At 63.3% G+C, this 14,329-nt stretch carries 13 protein-coding genes and 1 tRNA gene; 5 read left to right on the top strand and 9 right to left on the bottom strand.

Annotated features, from left to right (window positions below):
• The first annotated feature begins 52 nt into the window (after positions 1-52).
• Entirely contained in the window at positions 53-3,118 is a 3,066-nt protein-coding gene (locus SB659_RS04475; protein ID WP_410549627.1) for an alpha-mannosidase, read from the top strand.
• 9 nt (positions 3,119-3,127) lie between these two features.
• Here SB659_RS04475 and SB659_RS04470 read toward each other — a convergent pair whose 3' ends face one another.
• From SB659_RS04470 to SB659_RS04450, 5 genes are all read right to left on the bottom strand, one after another.
• Complete coding sequence (locus tag SB659_RS04470) at positions 3,128-3,934, bottom strand: amino acid ABC transporter ATP-binding protein (RefSeq protein ID WP_284974182.1); 807 nt, start codon at positions 3,932-3,934, stop codon at positions 3,128-3,130.
• On the bottom strand, positions 3,921-4,580 hold the full coding sequence (locus tag SB659_RS04465) for an amino acid ABC transporter permease (protein WP_284977517.1): 660 nt from the start codon (positions 4,578-4,580) through the stop codon (positions 3,921-3,923). The genes SB659_RS04470 and SB659_RS04465 overlap by 14 nt, the downstream gene beginning before the upstream one ends.
• Positions 4,581-5,396 (bottom strand): amino acid ABC transporter substrate-binding protein, encoded by an 816-nt coding sequence (locus tag SB659_RS04460; protein WP_284977518.1) that lies wholly within the window; start codon positions 5,394-5,396, stop codon positions 4,581-4,583.
• Positions 5,397-5,626: 230 nt separating this feature from the next.
• The gene (locus tag SB659_RS04455; RefSeq protein ID WP_284977519.1) at positions 5,627-6,355 is read right to left on the bottom strand and encodes a hypothetical protein; all 729 of its coding nucleotides are present in this window, start codon (positions 6,353-6,355) and stop codon (positions 5,627-5,629) included.
• Positions 6,352-7,074 (bottom strand): hypothetical protein, encoded by a 723-nt coding sequence (locus SB659_RS04450; RefSeq protein ID WP_284977520.1) that lies wholly within the window; start codon positions 7,072-7,074, stop codon positions 6,352-6,354. Before SB659_RS04450 ends, SB659_RS04455 begins: the two co-directional genes overlap by 4 nt.
• A gap of 187 nt (positions 7,075-7,261) precedes the next feature.
• On the opposite strand from SB659_RS04450, the gene SB659_RS04445 reads away from it, so the two are divergent.
• Entirely contained in the window at positions 7,262-8,923 is a 1,662-nt protein-coding gene (locus SB659_RS04445; RefSeq protein WP_410549626.1) for an ABC-F family ATP-binding cassette domain-containing protein, read from the top strand.
• A 3-nt stretch (positions 8,924-8,926) separates the two neighbouring features.
• Entirely contained in the window at positions 8,927-10,840 is a 1,914-nt protein-coding gene (locus SB659_RS04440) for an ABC transporter ATP-binding protein (protein ID WP_410549625.1), read from the top strand.
• A gap of 33 nt (positions 10,841-10,873) precedes the next feature.
• Here the strand turns inward: SB659_RS04440 and SB659_RS04435 are convergent, their stop codons facing one another.
• The 3 genes from SB659_RS04435 to SB659_RS04425 form a co-directional block, all read right to left on the bottom strand.
• On the bottom strand, positions 10,874-11,287 hold the full coding sequence (locus SB659_RS04435; RefSeq protein WP_410549624.1) for an NUDIX hydrolase: 414 nt from the start codon (positions 11,285-11,287) through the stop codon (positions 10,874-10,876).
• 2 nt (positions 11,288-11,289) lie between these two features.
• Positions 11,290-11,742, bottom strand: a complete 453-nt coding sequence (locus tag SB659_RS04430) for a DUF6314 family protein (protein ID WP_410549623.1) — start codon at positions 11,740-11,742, stop codon at positions 11,290-11,292.
• A 1-nt stretch (position 11,743) separates the two neighbouring features.
• A tRNA-Arg gene (locus tag SB659_RS04425) sits at positions 11,744-11,816 on the bottom strand.
• A gap of 107 nt (positions 11,817-11,923) precedes the next feature.
• Between SB659_RS04425 and SB659_RS04420 the strand changes: the two genes are divergently transcribed.
• Positions 11,924-12,721 (top strand): hypothetical protein, encoded by a 798-nt coding sequence (locus SB659_RS04420; RefSeq protein ID WP_284977525.1) that lies wholly within the window; start codon positions 11,924-11,926, stop codon positions 12,719-12,721.
• Here the strand turns inward: SB659_RS04420 and SB659_RS04415 are convergent.
• Positions 12,718-13,401, bottom strand: coding sequence for a hypothetical protein (locus SB659_RS04415; protein ID WP_410549622.1), 684 nt, complete (start codon positions 13,399-13,401; stop codon positions 12,718-12,720). The two genes, SB659_RS04420 and SB659_RS04415, sit on opposite strands and share 4 nt — an antisense overlap.
• A 33-nt stretch (positions 13,402-13,434) precedes the next feature.
• On the opposite strand from SB659_RS04415, the gene SB659_RS04410 reads away from it, so the two are divergent.
• Positions 13,435-14,280 (top strand): inositol monophosphatase family protein, encoded by an 846-nt coding sequence (locus SB659_RS04410; protein ID WP_410549621.1) that lies wholly within the window; start codon positions 13,435-13,437, stop codon positions 14,278-14,280.
• The last annotated feature ends 49 nt before the right edge of the window (positions 14,281-14,329 follow it).

Here is a 14,329-nt window from a genome sequence, read left to right as displayed (position 1 = left end):
CGGGGACATGCTGCCAGCCTCGACCGAAAGCTGATGCCCAAAGGGGAATTCATTGCACGATGACCGCCGGATCACTGAACAGCGCCTGGACAGGTTTGTCAGGGATCGCCTTCTTCCGGCCATCTACGGCAGGTCCGTGCCACTGCGACTCAGTAGCTGGGAGGCGCCCGATGAACCGGTTCCGGCCGCGGAGGCTATCAGGCAGGTGTTCAGTCCGCAGGAGCACGGAGCGCTGTGGGGCAGGGCGTGGAGTACCAAATGGTTGCGCTTGCAGGGCGAAGTTCCTCAGGGATGGGGCAGCAGCGACGCCACGGCCGTGGAGATCGTGGTGGATCTGGGCTTCACCAGCGACGTACCCGGTTTCCAATGCGAAGGCACGGCCTGGTCCGCTGACGGCAGCATCATCAAGGCCATCTCGCCCCGCAATTACCATGTTCCGTTGAAACTGCTGGGCGGCGGAATGTCCGTGGACTTCTACGTGGAGGCCGCGGCAAATCCCGATGTCGCACAGGGGTGGTCGTTCGCTCCCACACCACTGGGCAGCAAGGCAACCTCCGGCCAGGAGCCCCAATACCGGTTGGGCCGGATCGCCATCGCGGAACTGAATGAGACAGTCTGGGAACTGAACCAGGACGTCTGGACGCTGAACGGTTTGATGCACGAGCTTCCCGTTGAGCTACCGCGCCGACACGAGATCTTGCGGGCGCTTGAACACATGCTTGATGTCATGGACCCGGACGACGTCGCGGGGACGGCTGCGGCGGGGCGGGAAGCATTAGCCGAGGTTCTCAGCCGACCGGCTTACGCTTCGGCCCACCAACTTCTGGCCACCGGACACGCGCACATCGATTCGGCGTGGCTGTGGCCTGTCCGTGAAACCATCCGCAAGTGCGCCCGTACGTTCTCTAACGTGGTGGCATTGATGGAGGAGAACCCGGATTTTGTATTTTCCTGTTCCTCCGCCCAGCAGTTGGCCTGGATCAAGGAATATTTCCCGGAGCTCTTTGTCCGTATCCGGGAAAAGGTGAAATCCGGGCAGTTCGTCCCTGTGGGCGGAATGTGGGTGGAGTCGGATACCAACATGCCTGGCGGGGAAGCCATGGCCCGCCAGTTCATCGAGGGCAAGAGCTTCTTCCTGAAGGAGTTCGACGTCGAATGCCAGGAAGCCTGGCTGCCCGATTCCTTCGGATATTCAGGGGCCCTCCCGCAAATCGTCAAAGAGGCCGGTTCGCGTTGGTTCCTCACCCAGAAGATCTCTTGGAACAAGGTCAACCGCATGCCGCACCACACCTTTCTGTGGGAAGGCATCGACGGTACCCGGCTCTTCACGCACTTCCCGCCGATCGATACCTACAACGCTGAGTTGCACGGGCGGGAACTGGCCCACGCGGAGCGGAAATATCGTGAGCATGGCCGCGGCACCATGTCCCTGGTTCCGTTCGGTTATGGCGACGGCGGCGGCGGGCCCACCCGGGAGATGGTGGCCGCCGCGCATCGCACGGAAGACCTGGAAGGCTCGCCCAAGGTTCGGATGGGGACAGCAAAGGACTTCTTCATCGCTGCCGAGGCCGAATACGCCAACCCACCGGTGTGGGTGGGGGAGATGTACCTCGAGATGCACCGTGGAACCTACACGAGCCAGGCCAAGACCAAACGTGGTAACCGCCGCAGTGAGCACCTGCTGCGGGAGGCGGAGCTGTGGTGCTCTACCGCCGCAGTCCGCCTCGGTGCCGCCTACGCGTATCCCAGGGAAGAACTCAAGCGGCTGTGGCGGCTGGTATTGCTTCAGCAATTCCATGACATCCTGCCAGGTAGTTCCATCGCTTGGGTGCACCAGGATGCTGAACGGAACTACGATGCCATTGCCCGCGACCTCGAAGCCATCATTATCGAGGCAGCACAAGCCTTAGTGGGGCACGGCGAGAGGGAATTCCTTCTTAATGCCACGCCCCATCAGCGTGACGGCGTAGCGGCGCTGGGTGCCGCCGAAACCCGCGCCCCCGACTTAACCGTTCAGGTGACCGAAGCGGACAGCATCATCCTGGACAACGGAATTATCCGCGCGGTGGTAGACGCCAACGGCCTGCTCACCTCCTTGGTGGACCACGCCAGCGGCCGCAACGCGATCGCCCCCGGCCAGGCCGGCAACCTCCTGGAGCTGTTCCGGGACACACCCAACGAATGGGACGCCTGGGACATTGAAGAGTTCTACCGCCGCAACGTCACACCGCTCACGCACGCGGACGCCGTCGTCGTCGAACGGACGGAGGGCGGGGTGGTCGTTGTGGTCAGGCGCCACGTGGGCACGTCGGCTATCACGCAGCGCATAACCCTCGACGCCGGTTCCCCGTCGCTGGGGATTGCTACCACCGTGGACTGGCAAGAACGCGAAAAACTGCTGAAGATCGCCTTCCCGCTGGACGTCAGGGCGGACCGTTCAGCGTCCGAAACGCAGTTCGGGCACGTGTTCCGGCCGACGCATACCAACACCTCCTGGGACGCGGCAAAGTTCGAGATCTGCGCGCACCGTTGGATCCATGTGGCCGAACCGGGTTACGGCGTGGCCGTCAGTAACTCATCCAGCTACGGACACGACGTCACCAGGGCCGTCCGCCCGGATGGTGGAACCACGACGACGGTGCGCACCTCGCTGCTGCGTTCTGCCACCTTCCCGGACCCGGACGCGGACCGCGGCGAGCATACTCTTGAACTGACCATCCGGCCAGGAGCCAGCATCGCGGATGCAGTGGAGGAAGGCTACCGGACCAACCTCAAGCCCAGGTTCGTCACGGGTGGCCGGCCGGTAGAGCCTCTGGTGTCGGTGTCCAACCCGGGGATAGTGGTCGAAGCCGTGAAGCTCGCCGAGGACGGATCGGGCGATGTCATTGTCCGCTTGTACGAATCCTTGGGACAGCGTTCCACGGGCACGGTCAGGCCCGGATTCGCTGCGACAGCGGTGACGGCGACGGATTTGTTGGAACGGACCGCCTCGCCAGACGGAATGCCAGCAGACGGAATGACAACCGGCGGAGTGGCAGCGGTTGAAGCGGCAGAGGATTCTGCCGTCCACTTGGTGCTGCGTCCGTTCCAGCTGGTGACTTTGCGCTTCAGCCGCTAGCTGTCCATCTCAGACGTCGTGCTGGAGCCGTTTGACGAAGAGCTTGGTTCGTTCCTGCCGGGGTGCGCGCAGCACCTCGGCTGCCGGACCGCGCTCCACCACAACGCCGCCGTCCATGAAGATAACCTCATCGGCGACATTCCGGGCGAACGCGAGCTCGTGGGTCACGATCACCATGGTCCATCCCTCTTCGGCGAGTTCCTTGATGACACCCAGGACGTCGCCTACGAGTTCGGGATCCAAAGCCGACGTCGGCTCGTCGAACAGAAGCAGCTGCGGCTTCAAGGCGAGAGCCCGCACAATGCCCACCCGCTGTTGCTGCCCGCCTGAGAGTTCAAAGGGATAAGCGTCACGCTTATCGGCGAGCCCCACGCGCTCCAACAGCCGTTCTGCCTCGGCGATGGCCTCGGATCGTGGCCGCTTCTGGACCTGGACCGGACCCTCGATGATGTTCTTCAGCACGGTCATGTGCGGGAACAAGTTGTAGTGCTGGAACACCATGGCGCTGCGGTCGCGAAGCTCCGCGACGTCCTTCTTGCCTACCTTCGCAGCGAAATCGATGGATAGTCCCGCGGAAGAATCGCCATCGACGCCGGTTCCTCCGAAGGTGACCGTTCCGCCGTCGGGAGTTTCCAAGCCGTTCAGGCACCGCAGCACCGTTGTCTTACCCGAACCCGACGGTCCGATGAGGGCCACGACCTGCCCCCGGTGGATATCGATGTCGATATCCTTCAGCACCGTGTTGCTGCCAAAAGCCTTGGCCAGGTTCCTGGCCTTCAACACGGAAGGGGAGGAGGAATGGTTAGTGGGCGACATAGCGGTCCAATCTCCTCTCCACGGCGGACTGCGCCGTGGACAGGACCAAGCAGATGACCCAGTAGACCAAGGCAGCCTGCAGGTACAGGGCCATGAACTCCTGGCTGAACGCAGCAATCTGCTGGGCGTTCCGGAACAGTTCGGTGACCAGGATCAAGGACGCCAGCGACGTGTCCTTGACCAACGAGATAAACGTATTGGACAAGGGTGGGACAGACACTCTGGCGGCTTGGGGAAGGATGATGCGCAATAGGGTCTGCGGGCGGGACATGCCGATGGTGTGGCCGGCTTCCCACTGCCCCTTGGGCACGGACAGGATCGCGGCGCGGATGATTTCGGCAGCGTAGCCGCCCACGTTCAGGGAGAACGCGATGATGGCGCTGGGCCACGGATCCAGTTTGATCCCCATACTGGGCAGGCCGTAGAAGATCACGAACAGCTGCACCAGAAGTGGTGTTCCGCGAATCACGGAGACGTAGAAACGTCCGATCCCTGCAAGCAGCCAGTTGGGGCTAAGCCTCAGGAGGGCGACCACCAGTGCCAGTACCAGGCCGAAAGCAAAGGACGCGAGGGTCAGGGGAATAGTCCCCGTCACTGCGCCGGTGATCAGCGGGCCGAAGGAACTCCAAACGAGGTCCCAGTCCATCTACTTGGTGACGTCCGAGCCGAAGTACTTCTCTGAAATCTTAGCGAGCGTCCCGTCAGTCCGGAGATCGTCCAGAGCCTTGTTCACCGCGTTGGTGAGTTCGTTCGCGCCCTTGCGGAAAGCCATGGCGCTTTGGCTCTTGTCCGGTGCCTCGGCAGCGACTTTCAGTCCCGCGTTCGGGTTGGTCTTGGCGTAGTCGAGGTAGGTGAGCTTGTCGTTGACGGTGGCGTCCACCCGTCCCTGCTGGACCAGCGTCACGGACTGGGCCCAGCCTTCAACGGCCTGGACGTTTGCTCCGGCTTGCACAGCCATCTTGTAGAAATTGCTGGTCAGCGACTGGGCAGTGGTTTTGCCCTTCAGGTCAGCAAAGCTCTTGATGCTGGAGTTATCGGACTTGGTGACGACGACGCCGGTGGAGACGGTGTACGGCGTGGAGAGGTTGTACTTGGCTTTGCGGTCATCGTTGATGGAGATCTGGTTCGCGATGGCATCGAAGCGCTTGGCATCAAGGCCGGCAAAGATACCGTCGAACTGGGTTTCCTGGAAGGTCGCTTTGACGCCCAGCTTCCCGGCCACGGCCTTGGCGATTTCGACGTCGAAGCCGGTCAGGTCGCCTGCGCCTTCGGCATGGAAAGTGAAGGGGCGGTACGTTCCCTCAGTGGCGATAACGAGTTCGCCCTTGGACTTCACGTCGGACAAGGAGGTATCTCCACCCGATTGAGCTGGTGTGGAACCTCCACCGCACGCAGAGAGTGCCAGGGCGGCGGAGGCCAAAGTGGCTGCGAGGACAGAGCGGCGTGTGTGAAGGGTGGTCATGGAGCCATCTTAGTCATCGTGATGGGCCCGTCCCGTCACCCTGCCATGGGAAACGAAGAGATGCTGCCTGATTGCCGCTTAAAAAGGCTGAGTGGGGGCGGTCCCCAACAGTCCGCCACCACTCATCCCCCCAATTGCGTTCACATGAGCGCCACTTCCGCCGGAGACCCGTTCCCTGTCTCCGGTGTTGGGCCGCTGCCTCGTTCACACATTCATGATTGTGCCACGATCTAATGCTTTTGTGAAAGCCCTAAGTCGAAATTCTTCGTTTTGCGACGCGCGTAGGCCTTGGAAAGCCATATTCCCGCCAAGCCCAGCGCGGTAGCGAGCACCGCGGAGTAGTTGATGAGGGAGCGCAGCCATAGGTGGACAGCAGGGATCAGCGGGAACAGCTGCGATACCAGCAGGAGGGCCAGGCCCACGAAGAGGAGCGCGGCTGCGCCGCGCAGTAAGGCCGGTGGTCGTCCCGTGACAGTGCGCCAGATCGCCGGCAGCAGGCACGCGGCGACGAATCCAGGATAGAAGCGACCTAGCGCCGCGTAGGCCTCCATGGAAGGTCCCCACGTCAGCCCGTTCATGCCCACTGTGGATCCTCGCGTGTCCGTGATGACGAAGAAGAACGTGGTCAGCCCCACCGTGAGGCCGAGGACGGTCAGCCCCCACGGGCCACGGATGGCGCGTTCGGCCGAGGCGGAAGCGAACCCCATGGCGATCTTGACACCCATCAACAGGAACGTTCCGTACAGGAGGAAACGGAGGATGAGGTTGGTGACATTGACGCCGCCGAGCACAGCGTCCAGCGCAAGGTAGGGGCCTTCGATGCTGAGGAGGATATCCAGTGTCATCAAGGCGAAGATGTAGAACAGAACCCGATTCTCACCCCGCAGCAAGCTTGGTAGCCGTGCGATGGTGATAGCCAGGCAGACCACGAGCGTGGCCCAGGGCAGGACAGCCGTCATCCGAGGTTCTCCCAAATCCGTTCAGTGCGTTCGTGGTCTTGTTCTTGGCGGCGCAACGTTTTGCCGAGGGCTTGGAGCCGCTCTCCGGCCAGCGTCACCAGCTCGCCCTGCGTCATGGCGTCCAGGGCTTCTTGCCGGGCGTTTGGCGGCCACCCCGCCTCCGCTTCGGTGATCAATCCACCGGCCACCAGCCCGCCAGCGGGTCCGACGCCGGCAGCTCGCGAAGTAGCGATGGCCAGTTCCGGGGGAAGCCTGTTCGCGGTCAAATGTGCCGAAAAATTCTGTGGCGCGATCCCGGTTGCCTGGCTGACCCGGTGCCGCAACTCGCCGTCGTCGATCGCGTCCACCCAGTTCCGCACCGCGGTGGGGTGCGGTGTGGCTGACAGGACCATGGCCGGGATGGAACCTGGTTGGCTGCGTTCAACCACTGCCCGGAGCAGGTCGACTGTTGCTACCTGGCTCACCAGTTCGCAGGCCGTGGGAGGGACGGGGTCACCTCGAAGGACGGCGTAGAGATCGAAGGTGGCCAGTGCCTGCACCGGGTTGATGTCAAAGCCGCGGCTGATGCTCACCAAAGTGGACTCCGCCACCTTGCCGCGGACCAACTGCTGGGCCAGCGTTGTCCGTTTGATCCCGGCAATCCTGCAGACGTCCGCCGTGCTGGCATGTGGCGCAACACCATGGAGCCAGCGTTGGAACGACTTGGACTGTAACGGCATGTGGGTCTTTCCGGGATGAAGTTTGGGCCGGGATGATGTTGGGGCCACGACGATTTTACGACGACGCCACATTGAATTATGCTTGATGCTTGAACCCGTTGGTCCGTACACCCCCCAAGTCCGGACCAACGGGTTTTTCCATGCCTGCGCATATCGCGGCCTGAATCTCGCGTTTTGAGGACTGACAATGACTGCAACCTTGGTGGCCAAGGATCTCGCAGGTGGTCATGGCCACCGTACCCTCTTTTCCAAGCTGTCCCTGACCGTGGCTCCCGGCGACGTTGTGGGGGTCGTTGGCGCGAACGGGGCCGGCAAGTCGACGCTGCTGCGCATCCTCGCGGGCGTGGACCAGCCCCAAGAAGGGGCTGTCAGCTCGGCGCCGTCGGATGCCTTCGTCGGCTGGTTGCCGCAGGAACATGAGCGCGTAGAGGGCGAGACCATCGGCGCCTACATCGCCAGGCGTACTGGCTGCGCGCAGGCCACCGCCGAGATGGAGTCCTCGGCAGAAGCGCTCGGCTCGGGTGCCCCAGGATCCGATGATGCCTATTCTTTGGCGTTCGATCGCTGGATGGCGTCCGGAGCTGCCGACATTGACGATCGGATTCCCGCCGTCCTTGCCGACCTGGGCCTGGAACTCGGCGCGGACGCCCTGATGACCGGACTCTCCGGTGGCCAGGCTGCCCGCGTTGCGTTGGCCGCGCTGCTGCTGAGCCGATTCGACGTCGTGCTTCTTGACGAGCCGACCAACGACCTTGATCTGGACGGCCTTGCCCGGCTTGAGGCCTTTGTCCAAGGTTTGCGGGGCGGGGTGGTCCTGGTATCACACGACCGCGAGTTTCTGGCCCGCTGTGTCACGACTGTAGTGGAACTCGATCTTGCCCAGAACTCCGTTGCTGTGTACGACGGCGGCTATGAGGCTTTCCTGGAGGAGCGGGCCGTGGCTAAACGCCATGCCCGTGAGCGCTTCGAAGAGTTCGCCAACACCAAAGCGGATCTGGTGTCCCGGGCGCGCACGCAGCGGGAATGGAGCTCCCAAGGTGTACGTAACGCCATGAAGAAGAGCCCGGATAACGACAAGATCCGGCGCGCGGCCAGTACCGAGTCCTCCGAGAAGCAGGCTCAGAAGGTTCGCCAGATGGAGTCCCGCATTGCCCGGCTTACCGAGGTGGAGGAGCCGCGAAAGGAATGGCAACTGCAGTTCAGCATTGGCCAGGCACCGCGTTCCAGTGCCGTCGTGGCCACCTTGCGTAACGTCGTCGCACGCCAAGGCGACTTCACGCTGGGACCGGTCAACCTCCAGCTGAACGGCGGTGAGCGAATCGGTATTACGGGCCCCAACGGCGCCGGCAAATCCACGCTGCTGCGCCTGTTGCTGGGTACGCAAGTACCCGACGACGGCGACGCTTCCATGGGTGCCTCGGTGACCATTGGCGAGATCGACCAGGCCCGCGGGCTGCTCGACGGCGAACGGCAGCTCGGTGACGCGGTGGAAGCTGTGCTGGCAGACTGGAACAGTGCAGACGTTCGCACGCTGCTGGCCAAGTTCGGCCTCAAGGCGGACCACACTTCACGCACGGTGGATTCGTTGTCCCCGGGAGAACGGACGCGTGCCGCGCTTGCCCTGCTGCAGGCCCGGGGGGTGAACCTTCTAGTGCTCGACGAACCGACCAACCACCTGGATCTTCCGGCAATCGAGCAACTCGAGGAGGCGCTGGAGGGCTACGAAGGCGCGCTTTTGCTGGTGACCCATGATCGCCGGCTCCTGGAGAACGTGCGGCTCGACTCACGCTGGCACTTGGAAAACGGCCAGGTCCAGGAACTGCATCACACCTCAAGCCAGGAGAAGTAACCAATGAGCATGGACCGCGTGGCTTGGAGCTCGCTGTACAACATCACCACGGCGAAAAGTGGCTCGCAGCCATTTTCCCGGGCCACCTTGAAGCGGGTGCTGGGTTTCGCTGCCCCGCACAAGGCAAAGCTGATCGCTTTCGTCCTCGCCTCGATCGTGGCAGCCTTCCTGGCTGTTGCCACACCTGTGCTCGCAGGCCAGGTGGTCGGTGCGCTGATCGCCAAGTCCGGAGTGGACAAAGTGGTGTGGCTTGCCATCCTGATCGCCATCGTGGCTGTGGGCGAGGCCGGTGTGGGGCTCCTGACCCGGTGGTTGTCCTCCACAATCGGTGAGGGAGTGATCGTAGACCTCCGTACCCGGGTGTTCGATCACGTGCAGCGGATGCCTATTGCCTTCTTCACGCGAACCCGGACCGGCGCGCTGGTCAGCCGGCTGAACAATGACGTCATCGGCGCGCAGTCCGCTTTCGCCGGAACGCTCTCCGGCGTGGTGAGCAACGTGGTGGCCCTGGCCTTGACTTTGGCCGTCATGCTCAATACTTCGTGGCTGGTGACGGTGCTCGCCATGATCCTGCTGCCGATCTTCCTCGTTCCGGCCCGGCGCATGGGTTCCAAATTGGCCGATCTGCGGCGCGAGGCTGCAGCGCACAACGCGGCCATGGGCACCCAGATGACGGAGCGCTTCTCAGCCCCGGGCGCCACCTTGGTGAAGCTTTTCGGCCGGCCGGACGAGGAGTCCCGTGAGTTCGCGGCCCGGGCAGGCCGTGTGCGGGACATCGGCATCCGCATGGCAATGCTCCAGTTCACGTTCGTCACCGCCCTGACCCTGGTCTCGGCGCTTGCTTTGGCTTTGGTGTACGGCCTCGGTGGGTGGCTGGCGCTCGGCGGGCAGTTGGCGCCCGGCGACGTGGTGGTTCTGGCCTTGCTCTTGACGCGCCTCTACGCTCCGCTGACCGCGCTGTCGAACGCCCGGGTTGAAATCATGAGCGCTTTGGTCAGCTTTGAAAGGGTGTTCGAGATTCTGGACCTGCAGCCGCTCATCACGGAAAAGACGGATGCCGTGGCTGTTCCGGCAGGGCCGGTTGCCGTGGAATTCGACGACGTCCGGTTCTCCTACCCTTCCGCGGACAAGGTCTCCCTTGCTTCCCTTGAGGATGTCGCCACCCTGGATACCAGGGGCGGCGAGGAAGTCCTCCACGGGATCAGTTTCAGGGTGGAACCGGGACAAACGGTGGCCCTGGTGGGTTCCTCCGGTGCCGGTAAATCCACCGTGGCCCAGCTGCTCTCGCGGCTGTACGACGTCGACTCCGGAGCCGTGCGTTTGGGCGGACACGGGCCAGGCGCCGGCGTTGACGTGCGCGATCTCCGCTTTGATTCGCTGCGGGACACCTTGGGCATGGTGACCCAGGACGGGCACCTGTTTCACGAAACCATTGCCTCCAACCTCCGTCTCGCACGGCCCGGGGCCACCGAGGAAGAAATGTGGAGTGTCATCCGGCGGGCCCGGTTGGAGCCCATGGTCCGGTCATTGCCTGACGGGTTGGAGACCGTGGTGGGGGAGCGGGGTTACCGGCTTTCCGGCGGCGAACGCCAACGTCTCACCATTGCCCGCCTGCTCATCAAGCAGCCGCGCGTCGTGATTCTTGATGAGGCGACTGCCGCGCTTGACTCCACCAACGAAGCAGCAGTCCAAGCAGCCTTGGGGGAGGCGCTCGAGGGGCGCACCGCCGTCGTGATTGCTCACCGCCTCTCCACCATCCGTGCCGCGGACGTCATTCTGGTGGTTGAGGACGGAACGATTGTGGAGCGCGGTACCCACACAGAACTGCTGGCCGCCGACGGCCGATATACGGAGCTGTACCAAACCCAGTTCGCTGAGGCCACCGCGGCTGTCCAGGAAGCGCTGCCCGAGCTCTAAGCCATCTGCCAGCTGCTGGGCCCCGTCTGCGAGCTACTTGGGCGGGGTCAGCAGCGGGATGATGTGGTCGGTCAGCAAGGGGGCCAGGTCATCGGGCAGGGGAGCGGCCAGATCCAGCCACCGAATCTCCGCGATCTCCGCGGACGGGTGTGCCTCCCACGTTCCAGGCGCAGTGAAAACCGTGGCCTCGATGTTCGTGGCAGCTTCATTGGCGGCAGCCGCGAGCCACACGCCCAACGGTTCAAGATCCGCGGCGGGCACGTCGATGCCGACCTCCTCGGCGAGTTCCCGCGAGGCAGCCTCGGCAGCGGTCTCGCCCTGTTCCGGCTTGCCGCCGGGGTGCATGAACTTGTCCGTGCCGCGCTTTCGCACAGTCAGCAGGTGGCCTTCCCTGTTGAAGACGCAGACGGCGCTGACGATGATCAGGTCGGTGTCGGTATGGCGCACATTTACCTCCAGGAGTCGATTCTGCTCAGGTGGGATGTGAGCAACAGATCTTTGGCGGGGCCGCGCACGTCCCAGCTGAAGCTGAACGAGTCAGGCCCGAGGTAGCTGTAGTTGACGCGGTAATCGTCCGGATCGCACCAGTGCTCGTCCTGATGGCCTTGCTCGGAGAAGCTCATCACGTGGAATGGCCTGCCGTCAGGGAAGAAGACGTCCATCGAGGCGGCATCCGGCCCGGGTGTGAGAACGTACTCGCGGAAGGCGGGGCCCGAGTGGGTGGGCCAGTGCATGGTGCCGTCTTCACGGTAGTCAAGGCCGCCGTCGAGGTTCTCGAGATAACGCACGACGCCGGTATAGGTGCCCCGGGTCCCGGTGGAGCGGTCCAGGAGATCCCTTTTCACACTCCAGTTTCCGGCCAAGTAGGACCGCAAATCCTCAGGAGGCTGCTGCTGGTTCAAGTGCCCTCGATTGGAATCGAACCAACGACACCGGCTTTAGGAGAGCCGTGCTCTATCCACTGAGCTACGAGGGCCTGTGTGTCCACGGCTCAAATCCCGCTGCTGGAGCTCCAGGTCCTGGACACGACTACAAGCATACAAGCTGGCAGGCCGGTGCTTGAACACCGCTAGGCTGGCTTCCATGAAAGGTCATGCGGCTGTAACGGCAGGAGCCGGCTCCATCCTTCATTCCGTCCGGCGGATCAGGGCAGACATCGGTGCCTGGGCGCAACTGAGTGTGCTCCAGTACTTCCTTGCCGAGGCTGCAGTCATCGAGGCTTGGGCAGGACCCGAGCCGTACAGCAGGGCCACGGGACTCATCAGCGATCTCGGGGCCAAATATTGTGGCATTTATGACGATCGTGCCGTGTGTTCGCCGTTGCACGAGCTGATGAACGCCTCCTTTGTGGTCCAAGGCCTGGCATTGATTTTCGGCGCCATCTTCCTCACAACCGGCTTGCTGTCGGTGGCAGCCCGCCCCGGCGTGGAACCGCAACGGTTCCGGCTGGTCGAAAGCTCCAACAACGCCTCCGATGCGGCCCGGGCCAGGCTGGTTGCCCCGCCGTGGATCATGGCCGTGGCCATCCGGATTCTCACGGGAGTCGCGGGAGTGGGAACCGTAGTGGTGGGGTTGGTTCCAGAGGACCTGCATTCACCCTGGCACTTCGCCGGGGCGTTGATGTTTTTTGGCGGGGGAGCCGTAACGCTCCTCTTGTTGGGAATCCTGTGGTTCCGTCAGACCCCGGTCAGTTGGTTCCTTTTGGCCTGCGGCCTCGTTTCCCTTGTGGCGCTGGTGACGGGAGGGCTTACGCGGATGGATGTGCCCGAACCCGGCCTGCTGGAACGGCTGATGGGGTATCCCGTGACGATCGGCTTGGCCGTAGCCGGGTTGGTGATCGCCCGTCGCGTTCACAGGGCACGGAAAGAAGCTGCTCGCTAGCGCTGATCCCGCTGTTCCGCCCGGGCCTGTTCCGCCCGAGCCTGCTTTGACCGCTTTCGGCCGAGGTATACCGCTGCCGCGCCACAAAGGATGCTCAGCAGGAAAAGTACCCAGGAAGCAACGGTGACGGCCGAGGCCAAGGCGACCAAACCGGCGTCGGGCGTGGCCGCGCCCACCATCGAATCGATGGCGATGTTGGACCACAAGTGGGCCACCACGAACAGCAGGGGAGCGGCCCACATGGCCCGTCGCAAGGACCTGCGGGACACATTCGTCCCTATCAGCAGAAGCCAACTGAAGCCGAAGATCAGCGGAAACAGTGTTCCAGCGGTCTTGTGGAGGTAGCTGAGCTGCCCCCGGGCGGCATCATCCATGGCCGCATGCAGGTGGGTGATGTAATCGGTCGAGAAACCACCGATCAGCGAGTCGGGCATGGCCATCCCGCCCGAGAGCTGAGTCATCTGGTTCAGCGTGAGCAAGTGCAGGTACCAAAAAAGGAACAGGCTGGCCACAACGCCGGCGATCACGATCAGCTTTGAGTTGTTCGGCGCCTGCTCCGGCGAGCGCCCGGCAGACGAGCTGGTGCCGGCGGCCGGTTTGATCACGGGAGGCGGGGTGTGATCCACAACCACTGCCTTGGCTCCGTGCTTCTTGATGCGCTGCGCTTGTGTTTTGGCCATGGTAATCATTATCCCGCCACATAAGCTGTAACCATGACCACCGGCAGGCACACCGCAACTGAACTGGACCCCACGCTCGATGACTACCAACTGGCAAGCGCCTTGGTTCGGGAGGCAGGCCAACTCGCCCTCCTCATGCGCATGGGCGGACTGGAAGGTGAACGGAAGACCTCGGTGTCCGACGTCGTCACGGCAGCTGACCACGCCGCCGAGGCGTACGTCATGGAACAGTTGCGGCGCTGCCGCCCCGAGGACGGCATCCTGGGCGAGGAGGGGGCATCTGTTTCCGGAACCAGCGGCCGTACGTGGGTGATCGATCCTGTGGATGGCACGTACAACTTCCTGCACGGATCCACCTACTGGTGCTCCGCAATCGCGCTGAAGCACGACGACGGGACAGATGCCGGGCAGCGGACCGTTGACCCGTCCGTGGTGCTTGGTGCCATTTACCAACCGGAGTTGGATAAGTTGTGGCTAGGCGGCCAGGAACGCGCTGCTACGTTGAATGGCGAGCCCATTTCGGGCCCAAGCGCAGCATCGGTTGCCGAGATCTGCGCCGCCACCTACATCCATCCCACGTGGCTGGCCGATCCCCGCACGGCCATGCCGTGGCATGCTGCCGCCGTTTCCGCGGCGTCGCTGCGCATGTTCGGTTCCGGCTCATGCGACTTGGGCCGCGTGGCCGACGGCGAACTCGGTTGCTGGTTCCAGCACAGCTGCCCGGAATGGGATTGGTTGCCGGGCAAGGCAATCGTCCGTGCCGCAGGTGGGGAGACCGCCGTCGTGCAGGTCAATGGAATGAACTGGTTCGTCGCTGGAGGCCCGACGGCGGTTCGCGAGTTGAGCGCGGCGCTCACCTCCGTCCCGCAGTTTGCCTAGCGAAGGCTCGCCGCGGGTGGCTGGCTTCTGGATGATCCGGGCCAGCGGT

This window comes from Arthrobacter sp. SIMBA_036, assembly GCF_046535135.1.
GTDB lineage: Bacteria > Actinomycetota > Actinomycetes > Actinomycetales > Micrococcaceae > Arthrobacter.
The sequence above is the reverse complement of the archived record's forward strand: the minus strand, read 5'-3'. Positions and strand labels throughout refer to the sequence as shown.